The following is a 23,537-nucleotide window of genomic DNA, read 5'->3' on the forward strand; positions in this document are numbered from 1 at the left end:
CGCCCCTGCCACAGGGCCCCACGGAGTCTCGCGGGCGTCCGGCCGTACCCCAAGTGATGTTGCGCCCCGGTCGTGCGGGCAAAAAAATGCCGGCAGATAAACTGCCGGCCGGGTGGTTATTCGAACTCGTTCCAGGAACGGCCATCGCGGGTGATCATCGCCACCGAGGCTACCGGGCCCCAGGTACCGGACTGATACGGCTTCGGCGCTTCGTTATCCGCTTTCCACGCGTCCATGATAGAGTCTACCCACTTCCAGGCTTCTTCCACTTCGTCACGGCGCACAAACAGCGCCTGGATACCACGCATAGTCTCCAGCAACAGGCGCTCGTAGGCGTCTGCCACGTGCTCCTGGTTGAAGGTCTCTGAGAAACTCAGATCCAGCTTGGTGGTTTGCAGACGATGTTTGTGATCCAGGCCAGGAACCTTGTTCAACACCTGGATCTCGATGCCTTCATCCGGCTGCAGACGAATGGTTAATTTGTTCTGCGGCAACTGCTGGTAAGAATCGCTGAACAGGTTCAGCGGTGGGTTCTTGAAGTAGACCACCACTTCGGAGCATTTGGTCGGCAAACGCTTACCCGTACGCAGGTAAAACGGCACACCGGCCCACTGCCAGTTGTCGATATCGACACGGATAGAAACGAAGGTTTCGGTGTTGCTGCTTTTGTTCGCCCCTTCCTCTTCCAGGTAGCCAGGGACCTTTTTGCCCTGCACAAAACCGGCAGTATATTGGCCGCGCACCGTGGTTTCGCGCACATTGGTCTGATTGATGCGACGCAGTGAGCGCAGCACCTTCACTTTCTCATCACGAATACGGTCGGTGGTCAGATCCGCCGGGGGTGACATGGCGATCATGGTCAGAATTTGCAACAGGTGGTTCTGGATCATGTCGCGCATCTGGCCGGCCTGGTCAAAGTAACCCCAACGACCTTCAATACCCACCTCTTCCGCTACGGTAATTTGCACGGAGTCGATGGTACGGTTGTCCCAGTTGGAAGCAAACAATGAGTTGGCAAAACGCAGCGCCAACAGGTTCAATACCGTCTCTTTGCCGAGATAGTGGTCAATACGGTAAACCTGAGTCTCGTTGAAATACTCCGCCACCTGATCGTTGATCACACGGGAAGATGCCAGATCGGTACCGAGCGGTTTTTCCATCACTACGCGTGCCGGCTCGTGGTTCAGCTTGGCTTCGCCCAACCCCTTGCAAATTGCGCCGAAAGTGCTGGGCGGCATGGCAAAATAGTTGATGGTGGTGCGATGTTTCTGGTCCAGCATTTTGCCCAATTTGGCAAAGTTCTTGCTGTCGTTGACATCCAGGTTGCAGAAATCCAGGCGCGCACTCAGCGTGGCCCAAAGTTCGTCATCGAGTTTTTCTTTCATAAAGGTGCCAAGCGCTTCCTTGACCACCTTGATATAGGCTTCTTTATCCCACTCGGCACGGCCGACGCCGATAATACGGGTATCCGGGTGGATATGACCGGCTTTCTCTAACTGGTACAGGGAAGGCAACAGCTTACGACGCGCCAAATCGCCTTTCGCGCCGAAAATAACCAGGTCACACGCCTGGGCTGTAGAGGTTACCGCCATGTTCATCTCCTCGTTGCAGGATATTTGTAATTTTCTTACATTACTAATGTACTCTCTTTGACTACGGCCAGTAAACCCGGATCAAAAGTAGAAAAAAAGCCCCAAAAATTGCAGTGTTATGCGCTATCGGTAGGAAACGCCGCTGGCTGAACTAAAAACTGTAATTTTCTGTCTTTTTTGATGCTCTTTTACCATTATGAAAGTTAGACACAGGTCATGTTCTGATGAAAAAACTCTGCATACCCTCTGTCGACACTGCCAACGGTTACCAGCACGTAGTATATTTTCACTAAACCGGCATTGATTTCTCCTTTGATTGAAATCGACAAAACCCATGAGTGACTCTCGTTATATGAATACGCTGGAAAAAATCCAGAGCCATCTGGAGCTGCTGAGCAAATCTGAACGGAAAGTCGCCGAGGTGATCCTCGCCTCCCCGCAGACCGCCATTCACTCCAGTATCGCGACGCTGGCCAGAATGGCGGACGTTAGCGAGCCCACCGTCAACCGCTTTTGTCGCCGTCTCGATACCAAGGGTTTTCCCGATTTTAAACTGCATCTTGCCCAAAGCCTGGCCAACGGCACCCCGTACGTAAACCGTAACGTGGAGGAAGATGACAGCGTGGCTTCCTATACCGGTAAAATTTTCGAATCCGTGATGGCCAGTCTTGATACAGTAAAGGCAAATTTGGATATTGCAGCAATCAATCGTGCGGTTGACTTGCTTACCCAGGCAAAAAAAATCTCTTTCTTCGGTTTGGGTGCCTCGGCAGCCGTGGCCCACGACGCGATGAACAAATTTTTCCGCTTCAATATTCCGGTGGTCTATTTCGATGACATCGTCATGCAACGCATGGGATGCATGAATTCCAGCGAAGGGGATGTAGTGGTACTCATCTCACACACTGGTCGCACCAAGAACCTAGTGGAAATGGCGCAACTGGCACGTGAAAACGATGCCACGGTCATAGCCATTACCTCCCGCGACACCCCACTGGCTCATGAAGCCACGCTGGCATTATTGCTCGATGTACCGGAAGACACCGACGTTTATATGCCGATGGTATCGCGAATTGCGCAATTAACGCTCATCGACGTGCTGGCCACCGGATTTACCTTGCGTCGAGGGGCCAAATTCAGAGATAACTTGAAGCGGGTCAAGGAAGCGTTGAAAGAATCGCGCTTTGATAAGGGTGTAGTTATCCCCAACAGTTTCGACTCGTAACCGATGTGAAAAAAACCTGTCGTTCAAAGTCATCTGAACGGCAGCATTAGAGGCAGTACCCTGTAAAACGCTCATGCGGGTAACCCGAGTGAAATATCAGTGTAGTAAAATTACATTTCACTCCTGGTTTCGTTATCCGACGTTATCGCAACACCAATAATTTGCTTCACCAGTCAACGGAGTAATACATGTCCAGACGGCTCAGAAGAACCAAAATCGTTACCACCCTGGGTCCGGCTACTGACCGCGACAATAATCTGGAAAAGATCATTGCCGCCGGCGCTAACGTAGTTCGGCTTAACTTTTCCCACGGCACTGCAGAAGATCACCAGATCCGCGCTGACAAAGTGCGCGAAATTGCTGCCAAGTTGGGACGCCACGTCGCTATTCTGGGTGACCTGCAAGGGCCGAAAATTCGTGTTTCCACCTTTAAGGAAGGCAAAATCTTCCTTAACATCGGTGATAAATTCCTGCTTGATGCCAACATGTCCAAGGGCGAAGGCGATAAAGAAAAAGTCGGTATCGACTATAAAGGCCTGCCTGCCGACGTGGTACCCGGCGACGTACTGCTGCTCGATGACGGCCGCGTACAGCTGAAAGTGCTCGAAGTTCAGGGCATGAAAGTGTTTACCGAGGTCACCGTTGGCGGCCCGCTGTCCAACAACAAAGGCATCAACAAACTCGGTGGCGGCCTGTCAGCTGAAGCCCTGACCGAGAAAGACAAGGCCGATATCGTCACCGCGGCAAAAATCGGCGTCGACTACCTGGCGGTTTCCTTCCCGCGTACCGGCGAAGATTTGAACTACGCACGTCGTCTGGCGCGTGATGCTGGCTGCAACGCCAAGATCGTGTCCAAAGTCGAACGTGCCGAAGCCGTTTGCAGCGACGAAGCCATGGATGACATTATCCTGGCCTCCGACGTAGTGATGGTGGCCCGTGGCGATTTGGGCGTCGAAATCGGCGATCCGGAACTGGTCGGCATCCAGAAAAAACTGATCCGCCGTGCCCGTACGCTAAACCGCGCCGTGATTACCGCGACCCAGATGATGGAGTCGATGATCACCAACCCGATGCCGACCCGTGCCGAAGTGATGGACGTGGCAAACGCCGTGCTGGACGGTACCGATGCCGTAATGCTGTCTGCTGAAACCGCGGCCGGTCAGTACCCGGCAGAAACCGTGGCGGCGATGGCACGCGTTTGTCTGGGTGCAGAGAAAATCCCAAGCATCAATGTCTCCAAACACCGTCTGGACGTGCAGTTCGACAACATTGAAGAAGCCATTGCCATGTCTTCAATGTACGCGGCCAACCACCTGAAAGGGGTTACCGCCCTGATCGCCATGACCGAGTCAGGCCGCACCGCGCTGATGATGTCACGTATCAGCTCCGGTCTGCCGATCTTCGCCATGTCACGCCATGAGCACACGTTGAACCTGACGGCGCTGTACCGCGGCGTGACGCCAGTGTACTTCGACAGCCATAATGATGGCGTTATCGCGGCCAATGACGCAGTTAACCGTCTGCGTGATAAAGGCTTCCTGGTCTCCGGCGATCTGGTGATCGTTACCCAGGGCGACGTGATGGAAACCGTGGGTACCACCAATACCAGCCGTATCCTGCGCGTCGAGTAAAATACCCTGCTGCCGACCGTTAACGCGGTCGGCATTTTTTTACGCTCCCCCTTCCCCCTGATAAACTCATCTCCAGTCGCCGCTACGGCGAGCGGACAGTCATCGATTGCACATTTAAGTAAGCTGCCATAACGAAAAGGCCAATCCCCCTGAGAGAACTGGCCTTTGGCGTAGAGAAAGAATGTCGCTTAGCGGTATAAATCATCGCGTGAATAAGGTTCAATTTCACCTTCTTTACGCGTTTTCAATAGTTTGAGGATCCAGGTGTATTGTTCCGGGTTCGGCCCCACCAGGTTCTCCACTTCTTCATTCATCCGACGCGCAATAGTGTGGTCATCGGCGGTGGCCAAATCGTCCATCGGCGGGCGAATGTAAACATCCAGCATGCTGGTTTTGCCGTCGTAAACCGGGAACAAGGGCACAATGGCCGCGCGGCAGACCTTCATCAGTCGTCCCACTGCCGGCAGCGTCGCCTTATAGGTGGCGAAGAAGTCGACGAACTCACTGTGTTCGGCACCGTGATCCTGGTCGGGCAGATAATAGCCCCAATAGCCCTGGCGCACTGAACTGATAAAGGGTTTGATGCCGTCATTGCGCGCATGCATCCGGCCGCCAAACTTGCGACGCACCGTATTCCACAGGTAGTCAACCAACGGGTTGCTCTGGTTGTGGAACATCGCCGCCATCGGCTGACCGCGAGCCGCCATTAACATCGCCGGAACATCCACTGCCCAGCCATGCGGCACCAGAAAAATCACGTTACGGCCTTCTTCACGGATTTTATCCAGCACCTCTTCACCGTGCCAGCGAACGCGCTTCAACACTTTTTCCGGTTTGGTGCAGGCCAGTTCGGCCATCAGGATCATCGACTGCGGTGCGGTGGCAAACATTTCATCAATGATGTGCTCACGCTCATTTTCCGGCACTTCCGGCAGGCAATACAGCAGATTGATGCGCGCACGACGTCGTGCACCTTTAGCCACCTTGCCGGCCAGCTTGCCAACGGCACCCAGCACCGGATCGCGCAAGCGCGCAGGCACCAATGAAATACCGGCCATCAGCCCGGTTCCCAGCCAAACGCCCCAGTAGCGCGGGTGGTAAAAGGCTTTCTGAAATTGCGGGATGAACTCTGAGTTAGATTTTTTTTCGTTTTGCATGCACAAGCTCTTAACTTAGCGGTTCGGCTAATCATAATTGCAAAGGTTGATTTTGCAATTATCCACGGCGAAGCGCCAATATAAAACAACATCGGCCCGAAATCAGGCCGATGGTATCACTGGCGCACAGCGCCCAAACAAGGGATTAATCCAGCTGCAACTGCGGGGTGACTTCCTTCACCTGCGCCAGATAATCACTGCGATCTTTACCGGTCAGCCCTTCAGAGCGCGGCAGTTTCGCCGTCAACGGGTTCACCGCCTGTTGGTTGGTCCACATTTCAAAGTGCAGATGTGGGCCGGTAGAGCGGCCGGTGTTGCCGGACAACGCAATACGATCGCCACGCTTCACTTTCTGACCTGGCTTAACCAACAGTTTTTTCAGATGCATATAACGCGTGGTGTACTGGCGACCATGACGGATAGCCACATAGTTACCCGCAGCACCACTGCGTTTGGCGATCAGTACTTCACCGTCACCCACGGCCAGCACCGGGGTGCCAACCGGCATCGCGAAGTCGACGCCTTTATGCGGCGCAATACGCCCGGTGACCGGGTTAACCCGGCGTGGGTTGAAGTTTGAGGAAATGCGGAATTGCTTCATGGTCGGGAAACGCATAAAGCCTTTCGCCAGGCCTGAACCCTGACGATCGTAGAATTTACCGTCTTCGGCACGAATAGCGTAGTAGTCCTTACCGCCGGTGCGCATGCGCACACCCAGCAACTGGCTCTGCGCACTCTTGCCATCAAAGTGTTCGCGAGACATTAATACCGAGAATTGATCGCCCTTGCGCAGTTTGCGGAAATCCAACTGCCATTGCAGTGCTTTGATCACCGCATTGATTTCAGCACGGCTCAGGCCGGCGTTAGCGGCGCTGGTGACAAAGCTGCCGTTGAGTCGGCCGCTGATCACATTATTGCGCCATTCACCCTGTTGCGATTCCTGACTTTCTTTAAAACTGTTGCCCGCACGATCGTAAGTGCGGGTTTCACGGCGGGACACTTCCCAGGTCAAACGCTGCAGGTCACCGGCATCATTCACTGTCCATGACAGCTGTTGACCAATTTTCAGATTACGCAGATCACGGTTCTGCGATGCCAACAGGGTGACGTCCGACATATCGATGCCATATTGGGTCAGGATACTGCCCAGGGTATCGCCAGTGGAAACCACATATTCATGCACGCCATCCTCGCCGGCGACCTTCTGGTCCAGCTCATCCTGTGGGATGTCATCATCGGGGGTGGCTTGGTCAAGATCGATCGGTTCACTGGCTTCTGGCAGCAAGGATCGTAACTGGCTGGACTCTAATTCGATACTCTTAACGATGGGGTTATGTTCTGGGTGATAAACAAAAGGCCGCCAGACGGCAACGGCCAATGTAACCACTGTCAACGACCCCAGCATGACGCGGTGGGGCCGTGGCAGGTTGTTATACGCCAGAGCGATAGTTTTGACTATCTGCTGCACTCGATTTTATCCTCATAATCTTTACTTCAGGCAGCTCACGTACTGGTTTGACAGCTGTGTCAGGAAGTTCCCGTAGCTGTCTTTCCCCAGTGCGATGCCGGTGCCCAGCGGATCCAGCGTTCCAGAACGCACTTTGGTCCCCTTGGCAACCGCATTGATTACGGCTGGCCTGAATTGTGGCTCAGCAAAAACGCATACTGCTTTCTGCTCAACCAACTGTGTTCGAATTTGGTGTAAGCGCTGTGCCCCAGGCTGGATTTCGGGATTAACGGTGAAATGGCCCAACGGGCTCAAACCGAAATGTTTCTCAAAATAGCCGTAAGCATCATGAAAAACAAAATATCCCTTGCCTTGCACAGGCTTGAGCATGTTACCAACATTTTTGTCAGTTTGCGTCAGCAGATTCTCGAACTGGCGCAGGTTTGCGTCTAATTTGTCTTTATTTTGCGGCATAAGTTCCAATAACCTGTCGTGAATCGCGATCGCGGTCACTTTTGCCACTTCTGGAGACAACCAAACGTGCATGTTATATTCGCCGTGATGGTGTCCATCCCCCTCATCACTTTCAGCATGATTATGCGTATCTGCTGCATGATCATGACCGTGTTCATGGTCATGGTCGTCGTCTTCGCCCTTCATCAGCAGAGGTTTCACCCCACTCAATTCACTGATGGCTACCTGGCGATTAGCCGATATGGAGACTAAAGGCTTGGCCAGAAAAGCTTCCATATCCGGTCCCACCCACACCACCAGATCGGCGGCACGCAGGCGCTGGATATCGGAAGGCCGCAGCGCGAAATCGTGTGGCGATGCGCCATCCGGCAGCAACACTTCGGTCGGCGTCACGCCATCGGCTATCGCCGCGGCGATAAAACCCACTGGCCGTATAGAAGTCACCACCGCCGCAGACGCGCTGCTCAGTGGCCCGGCCATCATCAATGCGCTGGCCAGCAGCGTGCGCTGCAACCATTTATTTTTCTGTGCCATTATCTGTAATCCCGTCGTTTTCATCAGCGAGGCGTGATATTATAACATTCGGTTAGTTCTGCAAAATGTAATCATGAGATGTCCACACTGACAACGCTAAAAAATATCTCCGTCTCCTTTGGTAACCGCAAGGTACTGTCGAATATTTCGCTCAGCCTGCAGCCGGGCCGTATTCTGACGCTGCTCGGCCCCAATGGCGCGGGCAAATCCACGCTGGTGCGAGTGGTTCTGGGGCTGATTGCGCCCACCGAGGGAACACTGGAACGCGAGCCTGGCCTGCGCATTGGTTATGTGCCGCAAAAATTACACCTCGATGCCACCCTGCCGCTGACCGTCAGCCGCTTTATGCGCCTGAAGCCCGGCGTCAAAAAGGCCGATATTCTGCCAGCGCTTAAGCGCGTTCAGGCGGCCCACCTGCTCAGTCAACCCATGCAAAAGCTTTCCGGGGGTGAAAACCAGCGCGTATTGCTGGCTCGGGCGCTGCTGAACAAGCCACAGCTGTTGGTGCTGGATGAACCCACCCAGGGCGTTGATGTTAACGGCCAACTGGCGCTGTATGACCTGATCGACCAGTTGCGTAAAGAGTTGGGCTGCGCGGTATTGATGGTGTCTCATGACCTGCATCTGGTGATGGCGAAAACCGATGAAGTGCTGTGCCTCAACCAACACATCTGCTGTTCCGGCGCGCCGGAAGTGGTTTCGATGCATCCTGAATTTATCGCCATGTTCGGCAATCGCGGTGCGGAACAACTGGCGGTCTATCGCCACCACCATAACCACCGTCACGACCTGCAAGGACGAATTGTGTTGAAGAAAACCGGGGGCCGTGAGGCATGATCGAACTGTTATTACCCGGCTGGCTGGCCGGAGTCCTGCTGGCCTGCGCCGCCGGTCCGCTTGGCTCATTTGTGGTCTGGCGACGGATGTCCTATTTCGGCGATACCCTGGCGCATGCCTCATTGCTTGGCGTGGCTTTCGGTCTGCTGCTGAACATCAATCCCTTCTATGCGGTGATTGCCGTGACGCTGGTGTTGGCTCTGGTGCTGGTGTGGCTGGAGCGTCGCCCGCAGCTTTCCGTTGATACCCTGCTCGGCATTATGGCGCACAGCGCACTTTCATTGGGGCTGGTCGTGGTGGCGCTGATGTCGAACGTGCGGGTCGATCTGATGGCCTATCTGTTTGGCGACCTGCTGTCGGTCACCCTCACCGATATCTGGATGATTGGCATTGGCGTGACTGTCGTGCTGCTGATCCTGTGGTGGCAATGGCGCAACCTGCTGTCGATGACCGTCAGCCCGGAGCTGGCGCATGTCGACGGTGTTAATCTGGTGCGTGCGCGCACCGTGTTGATGCTGGTGACGGCCTTGACCATCGGCCTGGCAATGAAGTTCGTCGGTGCGCTGATCATCACTTCACTGTTGATTATTCCTGCGGCGACTGCACGCCGCTTCGCCCGCACGCCGGAGCAAATGGCCGGATACGCGGTGCTGGTTGGTGTGCTTGCCGTAACCGGCGGGCTGACCTTTTCGGCCTTCTACGACACCCCGGCCGGTCCGTCGGTGGTCTTGAGCGCCGCGGTGCTGTTTGTTTTAAGCTTATCCAAGAAGCAGCAAGCCTGACCTCGGCTGCCACCGATGTCAAAAAGGGCCGCAATTGATTCAATTGCGGCCCTTTTTTAATGCAGAGAGTTGTCTTACTCTTCGCGCACCATGCCAAAGTGTTTATAAGCATGATTGGTCGCCATGCGCCCGCGCGGTGTGCGCTGGATAAAGCCCTGCTGGATCAGGAAAGGCTCGATAACGTCTTCGATAGTTTCCCGCTCCTCACCAATCGCCGCCGCCAGGTTATCCAGGCCAACGGGCCCGCCAGTGAACTTGTCGATAATCGCCAGTAACAGCTTGCGGTCCATATAGTCAAAACCTTCGGCATCGACGTTCAACATATCCAGCGCCTGCATCGCCACTTCGCCATTGATTACACCATTGGCGCGAACTTCGGCAAAGTCACGCACCCGACGCAGTAAACGGTTGGCGATACGCGGAGTACCGCGCGCGCGACGAGCTACCTGATGGGCCCCCTCTTCCGACAGATCCAGTCCCAGGCAATTAGCGCTGCGTGAAACGATGTGCTGTAAATCGGCGATCTGATAAAACTCCAGACGCTGCACAATACCGAAGCGGTCACGCAGCGGTGAAGTCAGTGAACCGGCACGGGTGGTTGCGCCCACCAGTGTGAACGGCGGTAAATCGAGTTTGATCGAGCGAGCGGCCGGGCCTTCGCCAATCATGATATCCAGTTGGTAATCTTCCATCGCCGGATACAACACTTCTTCTACTACCGGAGAGAGGCGGTGGATTTCATCGATGAACAGCACGTCGTGTGGTTCGAGGTTGGTCAGCATTGCCGCCAGATCGCCCGCCTTCTCCAATACCGGCCCGGAAGTGGTGCGCAGGTTAACGCCCATTTCGTTGGCAACAATGTTGGCCAGCGTGGTTTTACCCAGCCCCGGCGGACCGAAAATCAGCAGGTGGTCCAGCGCGTCGCCACGCTGCTTGGCCGCCTGAATAAAGATTTCCATCTGCTCGCGGACATGTGGCTGACCGACGTACTCCGTCAGCAGCTTCGGCCGGATGGCGCGATCAAGAATTTCTTCTTCATTGATCGGTTCGGCAGAAATCAGGCGATCGGCTTCAATCATTCTCTACCCCTTATCGGCGCTTACAGCGCGGCGCGCAATGCGTCGCGGATCAGGGTTTCGCAATCGGCGCCAGGCTTGGCGATTTTGCTGACCATACGGCTGGCTTCCTGCGGTTTGTATCCCAATGCCACCAGCGCCGAGGCAGCTTCGGCTTCGGCATCCACTTCGGCGACTTGCGCTGCGGTGGGCAGCGCAATTTCACTGCTGCTGTTGAACAGATCGCCATTAAGCCCTTTGAAGCGGTCTTTCATTTCGACCACCAGGCGCTCAGCGGTTTTCTTACCGACACCCGGCAATTTCACCAGAGACGTGATCTCTTCGCGTTCAACGGCACTGACAAACTGCTGTGCAGACATGCCGGACAAAATAGCCAGCGCGAGCTTTGGCCCTACGCCGTTGACTTTGATCAACTCGCGGAACAGCGCACGCTCTTGTTTATCATTAAAGCCGTACAGCAATTGTGCATCTTCGCGCACCACGAATTGGGTAAACACGATAGCCTCTTGCCCCAGTTCCGGCAGCTCATAAAAGCAGGTCATCGGCATATGCACTTCATAACCCACACCGTTTGCCTCCAGTAACACCAGCGGCGGCTGCTTTTCCAGAATAACTCCTCTGAGACGACCTATCATTTACCCTCCTGCAGAATTCATGAGCATGACCTGCTGTCATGCCGTGCTGGTAAAGCTTATAACATAAAAAAGGCTGGATGAATATCCAGCCTAAGTTTAATAACAAAGTGGCCTTCAAGCCCGAGATACCCGGGCCTAGCGCACCGAGGGGCGCTCCGGCGGACAAGCCGCTACGACCCCTTCGGCACGCTCTCCCTAATAACAAACTTTATCTGGAGCCTGTATATCACCGATCAAGCGCTACTTTAAACGCCCACGCGCCAGGTTCAATCGCCCTTCACTCATCCGCAACACGTTTTGGCTGAGATGGCAGTGGGTAATGGCGATGGCCAGCGCATCGGCGGCGTCAGCCTGAGGATTGGCCGACAGTTTAAGCAAGGAGCGCACCATGTGCTGCACCTGCGCTTTTTCTGCCGCGCCGGTACCCACCACCGTTTGTTTGACCTGGCGTGCCGCATACTCAAACACTTCCAAATCCTGGTTCACGGCAGCGACAATGGCCACGCCGCGCGCCTGTCCGAGCTTGAGCGCCGAATCCGGGTTCTTCGCCATAAACACCTGTTCGATGGCAAAAAAGTCCGGTTTGAACTGGGTGATAATTTCGCTCACGCCCGCATAAATCAGCTTTAAACGGGTCGGCATGTCATCCACCACGGTGCGAATACAGCCGCTGGCCACATAGGTCAACTGGCGGCCTTGCTGGCGAATAAGGCCGTAACCGGTGATGCGCGATCCGGGATCGATACCGAGAATGATCGTCATCCCTACACCCACCTTGCGTTAAGCATTAACTTCGCCAGGCGCTGCCACCAGACAGCGCCGTACCTCAAGCCGATTACAGCGTTGCTGCAACTTCGTCGGAGATCTCACCGTTGTGGTAAACCTCCTGCACGTCGTCACAGTCTTCCAGCATGTCGATCAGGCGCAACAGTTTGGGTGCGGTTTCCTCATCCATATCGGCCTTGGTCGATGGGATCATGGAAACTTCTGCCGAGTCGGCAGTGAAACCGGCGGTGGTCAGGGCATCTTTCACTTCGCCGAGGTTTTCCCAGGCGGTGAAGACGTCAATGACGCCGTCGTCGTAGCTGACGATATCTTCGGCACCGGCTTCCAGCGCCGCTTCCATCACTACGTCTTCATCCAGACCCGGTGCGTAAGTGATGACGCCCTTCTTGGTGAACAGGTAAGCTACGGAGCCGTCGGTACCCAGGTTACCACCGCATTTGGTGAAGGCATGACGCACTTCGGCCACGGTACGGTTACGGTTATCACTCAGGCATTCGATCATGACGGCAGTGCCGCCCGGGCCGTAGCCTTCATAAATGATGGTTTCCATGTTGGAATCATCATCACCACCCACGCCACGCGCGATAGCACGGTTCAGGGTGTCGCGCGTCATGTTGTTGGACAGCGCCTTGTCAACTGCCGCACGCAGACGCGGGTTAGCCCCTGGATCGCCACCGCCCAGTTTCGCGGCGGTCACCAGCTCGCGAATAATTTTGGTGAAAATTTTACCGCGCTTGGAATCCTGCGCTGCCTTGCGGTGCTTGGTGTTGGCCCACTTACTATGACCTGCCATAAAAAATCTCCGAAAAAAATTACTGGACTGAATTAATCACAAACTCTTCAATCGCCTGCTGATTGCTCCAGGACTTGGTCAACTTCACGGCCTGCGCCGCCTCAAGCCACTGGTAGGCGTGATGTTCGGTAATCACCGGATCGCGCTCTTCAGGCAAAGCCAGACAGAACCAATGCTCTTTATTGCGCGTGGTTCCCGGGGCATAGCGATGTCGCAAATGGACAAAGAGTTCAAACTCCACACAGCGCTGGCAATCGAACAACGGCAGATTCTCTGCTTCGATATCGATGCCGACTTCTTCCATGACCTCACGCCGGGCGGCATGCGGCGGCGACTCATCTTCCTCCAGGCTGCCGGTCACCGACTGCCAGAACTCAGTATCATCGCGCCGCTGTAACATCAGCACCCGGCCACTGGAGATGGCATAAATCACTACCAGAATAGACTCGGGTCGCTTGTAGTTCATCACTCGCTCTCTTGTTCAGAGGCTTTCTTCACCACACAAATGCCCAACTCCTGCAGCGACGCCGGGTTGGCGAAGCTCGGCGCTTCGGTCATCAGACAGGCCGCCGCGGTGGTTTTCGGGAAGGCGATGACGTCACGAATGTTGTCGGTACCGGTCAGCAGCATCACCAGACGGTCCAGACCAAAAGCCAGGCCGGCGTGTGGCGGCGTACCGTACTTCAGCGCGTCCAGCAGGAAGCCAAACTTCTCGCGCTGTTCGTGCTCGTTAATACCAAGAATGCTGAATACCGTCTGCTGCATTTCGCTGCGGTGAATACGCACCGAACCGCCGCCCACTTCGTAGCCATTGATGACCATGTCGTAAGCGTTGGCAATCGCCGCGGTTGGCGTGCTGGCCAGCTCTTCCGGGCTCATGTCACGTGGTGCAGTGAACGGATGGTGCATCGCCGCCAGACCGCCCTCGCCGTCCTCTTCGAACATTGGGAAGTCAATCACCCACAGCGGTGCCCAGCTATCGAGTTTGGTCAGTTGCAAGTCACGACCCAGCTTCAGACGCAGTGCGCCCATCGCATCGGTCACAATCTTGAAGCTGTCGGCGCCGAAGAACAGAATGTCGCCGGACTGTGCGTTAGTGCGCGCCAGGATCGCTTCCAGCACTTCGGCGCTGAGGAATTTGGCGATCGGGCTCTGTACGCCTTCCATGCCGGCAGCACGGTCATTGACCTTCAGCCAGGCCAGACCTTTGGCGCCATAGATGTTAACGAAAGCGCCGTATTCGTCGATCAGTTTACGAGTCAGCTGCGCGCCGCCAGGAACGCAAATCGCGGCTACGCGGCCTTTGGCATCGTTAGCCGGGCCGGAGAACACTTTAAACTCGACGTCTTTCACCAGGTCGGCCACGTCCACCAGTTCCAGTGGGTTACGTAGATCCGGTTTGTCCGAGCCGTAGCGACGCATCGCTTCTTCGAAGGTCATGATCGGGAAATCACCCAGATCTACGTTCTTCACGTCCAGCCACAGTTCGCGCGCCAGTTTCTCCATCACTTCACGCACCAGTTCGGCGGTCATGAATGAAGTTTCCACGTCGATCTGGGTAAATTCTGGCTGACGGTCAGCACGCAGGTCTTCGTCGCGGAAGCATTTAACGATTTGATAGTAGCGATCGAAACCGGACATCATCAGCAACTGCTTGAACAGCTGTGGTGACTGCGGCAACGCATAGAATTTGCCTTTATGTACGCGGCTCGGCACCAGGTAGTCACGGGCGCCTTCCGGCGTGGCTTTGGTCAACATCGGCGTTTCGATATCGAGGAAGCCATGGCTGTCCATAAAGCGGCGCACAAAGCTGGTGATTTTGGCGCGGGTTTTCAGACGGTCAGCCATTTCCGGACGACGCAGATCCAGGTAGCGATATTTCAGACGCGCTTCTTCACTGTTGACCTGGTTGGAGTCCAGCGGCAGAGGCTCGGAACGGTTGATGATCTCCAGAGCGTGGGCGAACACTTCCACTTCGCCAGTGGCCATATCTTTATTGATCTGGCTGTCCGGACGAGCACGCACGGTGCCGACGATCTGGATGCAGAATTCATTGCGCAGGTCATACGCCTTATCGAACGCGGCCTTCTGGTCCGGATCGAAAAACACCTGCACGATGCCTTCGCGGTCGCGCATATCAATAAAGATCAGGCCGCCCAGATCGCGACGACGGTTGACCCAACCACACAAAGTGACTTCCTGGCCCACGTGAGACAGATTCAACTGCCCGCAATATTCAGTACGCATACGCTATCCTTTTGGCTTAAGCCGATGCCGCGCGGGCTTTAGCGCCTGCCACGCGGCTGATTTCTGATAATTTCTGATGAACTCTACTTATTACCCGGTTTGAAGTCTGTTGCATACCAACCTGTACCCTTTAACTGGAAACCGGTGGACGAAATCAACTTGGTTAACGCGGGCTGCCCACACGCCGGACAATCTGTCAGCGGCGCATCGGAAAATTTTTGCAGTTTCTCTAACCGAAGGCTGCAAGCACCACATGCATATTCATAAATCGGCATAGGTCGTCGGAGTAAAGTGTGTTGAAAAAAGGCGATCATTATAAAGGAAATTCATGCGCCAGATAAGTGCGAACACAGCTTTGTTGCAGCACTAAATGACGTGTTTTTGCCCGAAGTAACACATTGATTAACAAATTTCCCATTAACCCGTGACGCTTTTTTCACGTAGCCTGAATCAACTCCTGTTTAGCGCGCCAGCTCACCTGCGCGTATTTTATCCACCTCGTAACGAGATATTCCCATGTTAAAACTTGATGCTCAAACTACGGCCCTGGTATTGATTGATTTGCAAAAGGGCATTCTGCCTTACGCCGGTGGACCGCACAGCGCCGAGAGCGTGGTTGCCCATGGCGCTCAACTGGCGGCACATTTTCGTTCGCTCGGTGCGCCGGTTGTTCTGGTACGCGTCGGTTGGTCAGATTCCTTTGCCGAAGCGCTGAAACAACCGGTGGACCAACCCTCCCCAGCGCCTGCAGGCGGGTTGCCGGCCAACTGGTGGGAATTCCCTGAATCGCTGGCGGTTAGCGACAGCGATATCCTGGTGACCAAACGCCAATGGGGCGCATTTTACGGCACCGATCTGGACCTGCAACTGCGTCGCCGCGGCATTAAATCCGTCGTATTGGGCGGCATTTCCACCAACATTGGCGTGGAGTCAACCGCCCGCGCCGCCTGGGAACACGGCTACGAGTTGGTGATCGCCGAAGACCTGTGCAGTGCATCAAACGCGCAAATGCACCAGTTTGCCTTCGACAACATCTTCCCGCGTCTGGCACGCGTTCGCAGCACCGGCGAAATTCTTGCCGCATTCGGCGAGTAACGCTAACTTGTAGGGGCGCCGCATGCTGCGCCCGCGTTTGACTGACAGGGATAATTAAGGAAGATGCCAGCTTGATGTATATCGGACTCCCACAGTGGCAACACCCGGCCTGGAATCGTATCGGACTGCGCGATCTGGCGGATTACAGCCGTTACTTTAACTGCGTGGAAGGCAATACCACCTTCTACGCATTACCGAAACTGGAAATCGTCCAGCGCTGGCGCGACATGACCACCGATGATTTTCGCTTCTGTTTCAAGTTCCCTGCCACCATCAGTCATAAGGCGGCGCTACGCAACTGTGACGCCGATCTACAGGCCTTTTACCAATGTCTGAGCCCGGTGCATCAGCGCATTGGTCAACTGTGGCTGCAACTGCCTGCCGCGTTTGGCCCGGCGGAGTTACCGGCACTGTGGCAATTTTTCGACGCCTTGCCAAAAGAGTTTACCTACGGGGTGGAAGTCCGCCACCCGGCATTCTTTGGCAAGGGTGAAGAAGAACGACTGCTGAATCAGGGGTTGCATCAGCGGGGGATCAACCGGGTGATCCTCGACAGCCGCCCGGTGCATCACGCCCTGCCCAACAGCGCGGCAGTGCGCGATGCCCAACAGAAAAAACCCAAACTGCCGGTACACGCACTGGTTACCGCCAACCATCCGCTGGTGCGTTTTATCGGTGGCGACGTGTTGCAGGATAATCTGCGCTGGTTCGACGCCTGGCAACAGAAACTGCCCAGTTGGCAAGCCCGGCATCAGCCCTTCCTGTTTATCCATACGCCGGATAACGGCGATTCTCCGCAACAGGCGCAGAAAATCTGGCAGCAACTGCATCAGGCTATTCCGAATTTACCGCCCCCACCGGACTGGCCCGAGCAGGATGCACTGTTTTGACCTATTAATCTGACCAATAGCATCAGATTTTTCCTCGCGACAGTGAATGCAATGGCGGCTATGATGCTGGCTGCCAGTTTTGGTTAGGGAATGGAGTTAAAAATGGTAAGCGCGCTTTATGTCGTGCTCGGCGCACTGTTGTTGATCAAACTCTCTTATGACGTGGTTAGGCTAAGGATGCAATACCGTGTCGCTTACGGAGACGGCGGGTTTTACGAGCTACAAACCGCCATCCGCGTTCACGGCAACGCCGTAGAATACATCCCTATCGCCGCCGTTTTGCTGGTGATTATGGAGATGAACGGCGCTGAAGTCTGGATGATCCATATTTGTGGCCTGATGTTGATGGCTGGTCGTCTGGTGCATTATTACGGTTTACGCAATCGTGAAGTCCGCTGGCGTCGTTCCGGCATGGCTGCCACCTACCTTTCGTTGGTGTTAATGGTGCTGGCTAATATTTTCTATCTGCCGTGGGACATTATTTTCAGCCTTCATTGATCCCCGTTCGACCTCAGGCGGTTACGCCGCCTGCTTCCGCTGCTCTTTCCTGCCATTTTCTGTTAGCATATGCGCCTTCGAATTCTGAACTGATTTGCCGCCATGCCAAACCGCGATACTCTTTTTTCTGCCCCAATCGCCAAACTGGGCGACTGGACCTTCGACGAACGCGTCGCTGAAGTCTTCCCTGACATGATCCAGCGTTCCGTTCCCGGCTATTCCAATATCATTTCGATGATTGGCATGCTGGCCGAACGTTTCGTTCAGCCCGACAGCCAGGTGTATGACCTTGGATGTTCACTGGGCGCCGCAACGCTGTCGATGCGAAGGAATATCAAGGTGGCGGGTTGTAACATCATTGCCGTCGACAACTCCCCGGCCATGGTTGAACGCTGCCGCCGCCATATTGACGCCTTCCGCGCTGAAACGCCGGTCGAGGTGATTGAGGCCGACATCCTCGATATCAAAATCGAAAACGCCTCGATGGTGGTACTGAACTTCACCCTGCAATTCCTTGAGCCGGCGGACCGTCTGCGTCTGTTGGAACAGGTGTACCGCGGGCTGCGTCCGGGCGGCGCACTGGTGCTGTCGGAGAAGTTCAGTTTTGAGGATGCCGACGTCGGCGAGTTGCTGTTCAACATGCACCATGATTTTAAACGCGCCAACGGCTACAGCGAACTGGAAATCAGCCAGAAACGCAGCATGCTGGAAAACGTCATGCTGACCGACTCCGTAGACGCCCACAAAACGCGTCTGAAACAGGCCGGTTTTGAACATGCGGAAGTCTGGTTCCAATGCTTTAACTTCGGTTCACTGATCGCCCTGAAATCGGGAGCCGCCGCATGATTGAGTTTGGTGATTTTTATCAGCGCATCGCGAAAAGCAATCTCAGTCACTGGCTCGATACCCTGCCTGCGCAGCTCAGCGCCTGGCAGCGTGAGTCGCTGCACGGCAAGTTCAAACAGTGGTTTAATTCAGTTGAACACCTGCCGGCACTGACGCCAACCCGTTTGGATTTACTGGATGGCGTGCGTGCCGAGATGGACCCTCCTCTGTCACCAGGTCAGTTGGAAGGCATCGAAAAGATGCTGCGCACCATGATGCCGTGGCGTAAAGGGCCGTTCTCACTGTATGGCATCGATATCGACACCGAATGGCATTCCGACTGGAAATGGGACCGCGTTTTACCGCACATTTCACCTCTGGCCGGTCGCACCATTCTTGATGTCGGCTGCGGCAGCGGCTATCACCTGTGGCGCATGCTTGGCGCTGGGGCACATCTGGCGGTCGGCATCGACCCGATGCAGCTGTTCCTGTGTCAGTTCGAAGCGGTACGTAAACTGCTGGGCGGCGATCAGCGCGCTCATCTGTTGCCACTCGGCATTGAGCAACTGCCGGAACTGGCCGCCTTCGATACGGTATTTTCGATGGGCGTGCTGTATCATCGTCGTTCGCCGCTGGATCACCTCTACCAGTTGAAAAACCAATTGGTGAGCGAAGGTGAATTGGTGTTGGAAACGCTGGTGATAGAAGGCGACCGCAATCAGGTATTGGTACCCGGCGATCGCTACGCGCAAATGCGTAACGTCTATTTTATTCCGTCGGCCGAAGCGCTGAAGTGCTGGCTGGAGAAGTGCGGTTTCGTCGACGTGAAAATCGCCGACATGTGTGTGACCAGCACTGAAGAGCAACGCCGCACCGACTGGATGACCAGCGAGTCACTGGCCGAGTTCCTCGATCCTAACGATCCGGGTAAAACCATCGAAGGTTACCCTGCTCCGCTGCGTGCCGTATTGGTGGCGAGAAAGCCTTAAGCCAAAATGAAAACAGCGTCATCATCCCCTATGCTAGCGGAGTGATGACGCCATCCTTTCTTACTTTCGTAAGGCTTCCAGTAAATCCTTTTCCAGCACACCGCTGGATTTGCATTCGAATGGTTTAACCTTGTCATTACCGTCCGACGTAGTCAGCCCCGCCACACCGGTAACCTGTACCATGACATGGCTGCCTTCTCCGGCAGAATAAACCTGTACCAGAATGCGGTACTCCTGCGTCAAATTTGAAGGCGTCGCTTGCACGCTACAATCCAGATAAAGCCCTGCCAGCTCGCTATCGCTGCCGGAGAACCCGACAACCCCCAGGTGGCGATCCGTCAGCGTTGGCGTTATCCCTTTATCGCCAAGAACAGCCACCACCCGGTCAAGCAGTTCATCGGGTTTTCTATTGCCGATTAACGCGGCATTGGCGGAGTCGGGCAAGCCAGGGTCAGTGGCAGTGCTGCCGCCTGCGGGCTGATTGCCGGTTTTTGTCGGCCCATAAACCGATACACACCCCGTCAGCATCAGCATCAGCATCATTGTTAGTCGTCTCATCGCTCACCTGTAATACAAGGTTGCACAGGCGCTTAAGCTGCAAACCAGGCATAAAATAATCATAAAACGCATACGCTCTCCTTAGCGATAATAGGCCGCGACACAGCCGGATAATGAAAGGCAGGCCACCAGCAGGCAAATAAAATAGAACTTCATACTTCCTCCTTAACTACACAGTTTCCCTATGATGAATTCGGCCATTCAACGTGGCTCGTAGCAAAGGTTACTGCATCAGGAGGTAGGCGGTCGCGCCAGGACGTTTGTGCCAGCCATGGCAGGACGATGTGGAGGGTTTTGTTCGATACCAGCTTGATTTATAAATGTAAAAAACCCGGCAACTTGCCGGGTTATGGTGTTCATTTACGGGCCAATCGACCTTTCAGTCTGAAAGCGGCTTAGCTATGCGGTTTGCGCCAAGGGATCGACCAATGCCAGTGAGTTTTTCATCGCCTCGACCATTTCGCCATCCACGCAATAATGGCTAAATTCATCAAACTCACTGTCTGAACACATGGTCACGCCGGCTTTGCGATAACGCATGGTCGAAGGCACCGCATGACCGGATGAACTGTGCAGCTCCTGAATACCGATATCGACAAATTTATGCAGATTGCTCAAGCGCACGCCGGCACCGGCCATAATGACCGGCCCCTGACTGGCCTGCAGCAGGTCACGCAGCAAGGGTAAACCCAGCTCCGCATTTTGCTGCTGGCCGGAAGTCAGGATCCGCGCCACGCCCAACTGAGTTAGTTGACTGAGCGCGACCATCGGGTTCTGGCACATATCAAACGCGCGGTGAAAGGTCACCGCCATATTGCCACTCAAGCGCATCACTTCGCGCATGCGCGGCAGGTCGATATGCCCTTCTTCATCCAGCATGCCGACCACCACACCGGCAAAACCCATATCGCGGATCTGTGCAATATCATGCTTGATCACATCAAAATCTACCGCACCGTAGCAAAAATCCCCACCGCGCGGACGAATAATAGGATGCACCGGCACGCTGACTCTGTCGCGCGCCAGGCGTAATGAGCCGTAGCTGGGTGTCAAACCGCCCTCGCTCGGGCTGGAGCACAATTCTATGCGATCGGCACCTGCCCGCTCAGCCGTCAGCGCGCAATCGACGCTATAGCAACAAACTTCCAGTTTTATCATTGTCACCCCCAGATGACGGCTAACCTGCGACGGCAATTGTTAATTTTTCAATTTATCTCTTAGGCTGATAAAGAGGTATCAACCTATACAGGGTAGTAACTATGGCATTCAATTTTGATCAATGGGTAGACCGTAGTCACAGTGACAGCGTTAAGTGGGATAAATATCGCGACCGTGACATTATTCCACTCTGGGTCGCCGATACCGACTTCCCGTCACCGCCGGCCATCATCGACGCATTACAGCAGCGCGTAGCACATGCGGTATTCGGCTACAGTCATCCCTCACCCGAACTTATTGAGGTTTTTACCCGCCGCATGCTGGAACATTACGGCTGGCGTATCAACCCCGAATGGCTGATTTTCCTGCCCGGTCTGGTTTGCGGTCTTAATTTATGCGTGCGCGCTTTTACCACTGAGGGCGAAGGCACTCTGGCACCCTCCCTGATTTACCCCCCGTTTCGCAAAGCGGCAAAATTCGCCGGACGCACCCAGTTGCCGGTGCCGTTGACGCTGCATGACCGTCGCTGGCTGTTAGATTTCAGCTCTATCAGCGGGCAGCTCAGTGGTAAAGAGAAATTACTGTTGTTGTGCAACCCGCAAAACCCGGGCGGCACGGTTTATCGCCGGCAGGAGCTATTGCAGCACCATGAATTTGCCCTGGCCCATGAGCTGATAGTCTGTTCGGACGAAATTCATTGTGACCTGTTGCTTGAGCCCGGCTGCGAGCACATCCCCTTTGCCAGCTTGAATGAAGACGCCGCCCAGCGCAGCATCACGCTGATGTCACCGTCTAAAACCTTCAACATTGCCGGGCTGGGTGCCTCTATGGCGATTGTTCCCAACCCGCAGTTACGCCAGAAGCTGACCCGCGCACGCAGCGGCATCGTGCCGGAGGTGGACGTACTGGCGCTGGTTGCCGCCCAGGCTGCCTACCAGCATGGCCAAGACTGGCTGGACGCGCTGTTGATTTATCTGCGCGACAATCGTGATTTGGTGACCGAGCGTATTAATGCCATGCCCGGTCTGTTGCTGCAGCCCATTGAAGCCACTTATCTGGCCTGGATTGACTGTAGCCAACTGGCGGTCGATAACCCGCACGCCTTTTTTGAACAGGCTGGCGTCGGGTTGAGTCCGGGGCTGGATTTTGGTAACCGCCATTTTGTTCGTTTGAATTTCGGTTGTCGGCGCGAACTGCTGACTCAGGCGCTGGATCGCATGATGCTGGCGACCCAGACGCTGATGCCAAATTAGGCTTGCTCGCTGGCAACGATCTCCCGGATGGAATAAGGATGAAATTTGATAGTCACCGTCCCATCGGTGATCGCCAGCGTCGGGTTAGGCAAACGTTCGCCCTCACCCTGCGGTGAACTCTGTTTCAATTTAATCCCAGGTGCCAACAACGCTTCATCGGGCAGATGACTCAACGCTCGCGCATACAAGGTGGCAGGTTCACCACTCAGCACCAGCTCCACATGTTCCCAGCCCTCGTGCGGATAACGTTTATCGCCGGGATAAGGCAGCTCCACGCAGTCGATCAACCATGGTCCAACCTTGAGCGGTTGCTGGAGATCAAACAAACAAATAGGACGGCCATTAATCATCGATTCTGACAACAGTGAGCCGCACTGCAGCAGCCCCTGTCGCCAGCGATCGGCCGTGGTGTTTTGATGGCAACGTACCGAGATATGATCCGCCGTAAACTGGGACAAATCCAAATGCAGCTTTTCGGCGAACCGGCTCAACGCCAGTTCAAAGCGGGGTAAATCCAGCGCTAAATCGTTAAGTTCGGCCATCGCCGGGAGAGTGCTCATAACGTCCTCGATACTGCGGAAAGCGGTTTTCAGGAGGTGTAATTTACACGTCTGAGGCGCTGCTAGCCACCCGGCTGACGCGGCAAGTTAATCTTTTTTGCTCTCAAATGGCACGACAAGATAAAGTGGCGACTCGCTGAACATAAAAAGCACAAAAGAATAATTTTCACGTTTTTTATTACACTGCGATTTTACTTTTTAAGATTTTAATTCCTGATAAAGGCTATGGCATAAGTTTATAGCTTTTTCTTATGACCAAAGCACTGAAGATATTGCTAACTTATTAAGCCAGATCATTCACACTTGCCGATATTCATAAATGCTTAAAAAATAGTTAATTCATACGTAGCAAAAAAACGATTCAGAATGAATGCCCATTAAAACAGAAACATCAACAACTTGTTAACTAAAGGCTTTGTAATAAACCAGACATGAGAATCTTCCTAAACGCGAGCGCGGTAATTGCTTGAAAATATCAATTGAGCTACTTTAGTG

Annotated in this window: 24 protein-coding genes; 10 read left to right on the forward strand and 14 right to left on the reverse strand. The window is 54.5% G+C overall.

The window, feature by feature from the left end; translation table 11 throughout:
- Window positions 1-116: 116 nt before the first annotated feature.
- Window positions 117-1,592 carry a glucose-6-phosphate dehydrogenase gene (gene zwf, locus E5C26_RS14135; protein WP_135316875.1) on the reverse strand — a complete coding sequence of 492 codons (1,476 nt, stop codon included), beginning with the start codon at window positions 1,590-1,592 and terminating at the stop codon, window positions 117-119.
- A gap of 352 nt (window positions 1,593-1,944) precedes the next feature.
- Between zwf and E5C26_RS14140 the strand changes: the two genes are divergently transcribed.
- Both E5C26_RS14140 and pyk read left to right on the forward strand, forming a co-directional pair.
- Entirely contained in the window at window positions 1,945-2,817 is an 873-nt protein-coding gene (locus E5C26_RS14140; protein ID WP_012145493.1) for a MurR/RpiR family transcriptional regulator, read from the forward strand.
- A gap of 188 nt (window positions 2,818-3,005) precedes the next feature.
- Entirely contained in the window at window positions 3,006-4,448 is a 1,443-nt protein-coding gene (pyk, locus tag E5C26_RS14145; protein WP_012145494.1) for a pyruvate kinase, read from the forward strand.
- Between the two features lie 188 nt (window positions 4,449-4,636).
- Here pyk and lpxM read toward each other — a convergent pair whose 3' ends face one another.
- The 3 genes from lpxM to znuA form a co-directional block, all read right to left on the reverse strand.
- A complete protein-coding gene (gene lpxM / locus E5C26_RS14150; RefSeq protein ID WP_012145495.1) occupies window positions 4,637-5,605 on the reverse strand; it encodes a lauroyl-Kdo(2)-lipid IV(A) myristoyltransferase in 969 nt (322 codons plus the stop codon).
- 145 nt (window positions 5,606-5,750) lie between these two features.
- Entirely contained in the window at window positions 5,751-7,073 is a 1,323-nt protein-coding gene (gene mepM / locus E5C26_RS14155; RefSeq protein WP_135316876.1) for a murein DD-endopeptidase MepM, read from the reverse strand.
- A 21-nt stretch (window positions 7,074-7,094) separates the two neighbouring features.
- Complete coding sequence (znuA, locus tag E5C26_RS14160; protein WP_135316877.1) at window positions 7,095-8,060, reverse strand: zinc ABC transporter substrate-binding protein ZnuA; 966 nt, start codon at window positions 8,058-8,060, stop codon at window positions 7,095-7,097.
- 78 nt (window positions 8,061-8,138) lie between these two features.
- On the opposite strand from znuA, the gene znuC reads away from it, so the two are divergent.
- Both znuC and znuB read left to right on the forward strand, forming a co-directional pair.
- Window positions 8,139-8,897 carry a zinc ABC transporter ATP-binding protein ZnuC gene (gene znuC / locus E5C26_RS14165; protein ID WP_135316878.1) on the forward strand — a complete coding sequence of 253 codons (759 nt, stop codon included), beginning with the start codon at window positions 8,139-8,141 and terminating at the stop codon, window positions 8,895-8,897.
- The gene (znuB, locus tag E5C26_RS14170) at window positions 8,894-9,679 is read left to right on the forward strand and encodes a zinc ABC transporter permease subunit ZnuB (protein WP_135316879.1); all 786 of its coding nucleotides are present in this window, start codon (window positions 8,894-8,896) and stop codon (window positions 9,677-9,679) included. Before znuC ends, znuB begins: the two co-directional genes overlap by 4 nt.
- Window positions 9,680-9,753: 74 nt before the next feature.
- Here znuB and ruvB read toward each other — a convergent pair whose 3' ends face one another.
- The 7 genes from ruvB to E5C26_RS14205 all read right to left on the reverse strand — a co-directional run bounded on the left by ruvB (window position 9,754) and on the right by E5C26_RS14205 (window position 15,530).
- A complete protein-coding gene (gene ruvB / locus E5C26_RS14175; protein WP_135316880.1) occupies window positions 9,754-10,758 on the reverse strand; it encodes a Holliday junction branch migration DNA helicase RuvB in 1,005 nt (334 codons plus the stop codon).
- A gap of 20 nt (window positions 10,759-10,778) precedes the next feature.
- A complete protein-coding gene (gene ruvA / locus E5C26_RS14180; RefSeq protein WP_135316881.1) occupies window positions 10,779-11,390 on the reverse strand; it encodes a Holliday junction branch migration protein RuvA in 612 nt (203 codons plus the stop codon).
- Between the two features lie 240 nt (window positions 11,391-11,630).
- Window positions 11,631-12,152: a crossover junction endodeoxyribonuclease RuvC gene (ruvC, locus tag E5C26_RS14185; protein WP_135316882.1), complete on the reverse strand. Its 522-nt coding sequence runs from the start codon at window positions 12,150-12,152 to the stop codon at window positions 11,631-11,633.
- Between the two features lie 73 nt (window positions 12,153-12,225).
- Window positions 12,226-12,969 carry a YebC/PmpR family DNA-binding transcriptional regulator gene (locus tag E5C26_RS14190; protein ID WP_135316883.1) on the reverse strand — a complete coding sequence of 248 codons (744 nt, stop codon included), beginning with the start codon at window positions 12,967-12,969 and terminating at the stop codon, window positions 12,226-12,228.
- A 19-nt stretch (window positions 12,970-12,988) separates the two neighbouring features.
- A complete protein-coding gene (nudB, locus tag E5C26_RS14195; protein ID WP_099064270.1) occupies window positions 12,989-13,435 on the reverse strand; it encodes a dihydroneopterin triphosphate diphosphatase in 447 nt (148 codons plus the stop codon).
- Complete coding sequence (gene aspS, locus E5C26_RS14200; protein ID WP_135316884.1) at window positions 13,435-15,216, reverse strand: aspartate--tRNA ligase; 1,782 nt, start codon at window positions 15,214-15,216, stop codon at window positions 13,435-13,437. Before aspS ends, nudB begins: the two co-directional genes overlap by 1 nt.
- 83 nt (window positions 15,217-15,299) lie before the next feature.
- Window positions 15,300-15,530: an FmdB family zinc ribbon protein gene (locus E5C26_RS14205; RefSeq protein WP_331251156.1), complete on the reverse strand. Its 231-nt coding sequence runs from the start codon at window positions 15,528-15,530 to the stop codon at window positions 15,300-15,302.
- A gap of 202 nt (window positions 15,531-15,732) precedes the next feature.
- On the opposite strand from E5C26_RS14205, the gene E5C26_RS14210 reads away from it, so the two are divergent.
- The 5 genes from E5C26_RS14210 to cmoB all read left to right on the forward strand — a co-directional run bounded on the left by E5C26_RS14210 (window position 15,733) and on the right by cmoB (window position 19,513).
- Window positions 15,733-16,311, forward strand: coding sequence for a hydrolase (locus E5C26_RS14210; protein WP_135316885.1), 579 nt, complete (start codon window positions 15,733-15,735; stop codon window positions 16,309-16,311).
- Between the two features lie 74 nt (window positions 16,312-16,385).
- A complete protein-coding gene (locus E5C26_RS14215; protein WP_135316886.1) occupies window positions 16,386-17,201 on the forward strand; it encodes a DUF72 domain-containing protein in 816 nt (271 codons plus the stop codon).
- 102 nt (window positions 17,202-17,303) lie between these two features.
- Window positions 17,304-17,699 carry an MAPEG family protein gene (locus E5C26_RS14220; protein ID WP_135316887.1) on the forward strand — a complete coding sequence of 132 codons (396 nt, stop codon included), beginning with the start codon at window positions 17,304-17,306 and terminating at the stop codon, window positions 17,697-17,699.
- Window positions 17,700-17,801: 102 nt separating this feature from the next.
- Window positions 17,802-18,545, forward strand: coding sequence for a carboxy-S-adenosyl-L-methionine synthase CmoA (gene cmoA / locus E5C26_RS14225; protein ID WP_135316888.1), 744 nt, complete (start codon window positions 17,802-17,804; stop codon window positions 18,543-18,545).
- The gene (gene cmoB, locus E5C26_RS14230) at window positions 18,542-19,513 is read left to right on the forward strand and encodes a tRNA 5-methoxyuridine(34)/uridine 5-oxyacetic acid(34) synthase CmoB (RefSeq protein WP_135316889.1); all 972 of its coding nucleotides are present in this window, start codon (window positions 18,542-18,544) and stop codon (window positions 19,511-19,513) included. Before cmoA ends, cmoB begins: the two co-directional genes overlap by 4 nt.
- Window positions 19,514-19,573: 60 nt before the next feature.
- On the opposite strand, the gene E5C26_RS14235 is transcribed toward cmoB, so the two are convergent.
- Together E5C26_RS14235 and cutC are read right to left on the reverse strand one after the other, a co-directional pair.
- On the reverse strand, window positions 19,574-20,071 hold the full coding sequence (locus E5C26_RS14235) for a hypothetical protein (RefSeq protein WP_135316890.1): 498 nt from the start codon (window positions 20,069-20,071) through the stop codon (window positions 19,574-19,576).
- Between the two features lie 399 nt (window positions 20,072-20,470).
- Window positions 20,471-21,229: a copper homeostasis protein CutC gene (gene cutC, locus E5C26_RS14240; protein ID WP_135316891.1), complete on the reverse strand. Its 759-nt coding sequence runs from the start codon at window positions 21,227-21,229 to the stop codon at window positions 20,471-20,473.
- Between the two features lie 101 nt (window positions 21,230-21,330).
- Here cutC and E5C26_RS14245 point away from each other — a divergent pair, with 101 nt between their 5' ends.
- The gene (locus E5C26_RS14245) at window positions 21,331-22,482 is read left to right on the forward strand and encodes a MalY/PatB family protein (RefSeq protein ID WP_135316892.1); all 1,152 of its coding nucleotides are present in this window, start codon (window positions 21,331-21,333) and stop codon (window positions 22,480-22,482) included.
- Here the strand turns inward: E5C26_RS14245 and E5C26_RS14250 are convergent.
- Window positions 22,479-23,042, reverse strand: coding sequence for a VOC family protein (locus tag E5C26_RS14250; RefSeq protein WP_135316893.1), 564 nt, complete (start codon window positions 23,040-23,042; stop codon window positions 22,479-22,481). The genes E5C26_RS14245 and E5C26_RS14250 overlap by 4 nt on opposite strands.
- Window positions 23,043-23,537: the final 495 nt, after the last annotated feature.

This window comes from Serratia proteamaculans (genome assembly GCF_004684015.1).
GTDB classification, from domain to species: Bacteria; Pseudomonadota; Gammaproteobacteria; order Enterobacterales; family Enterobacteriaceae; genus Serratia; species Serratia proteamaculans_F.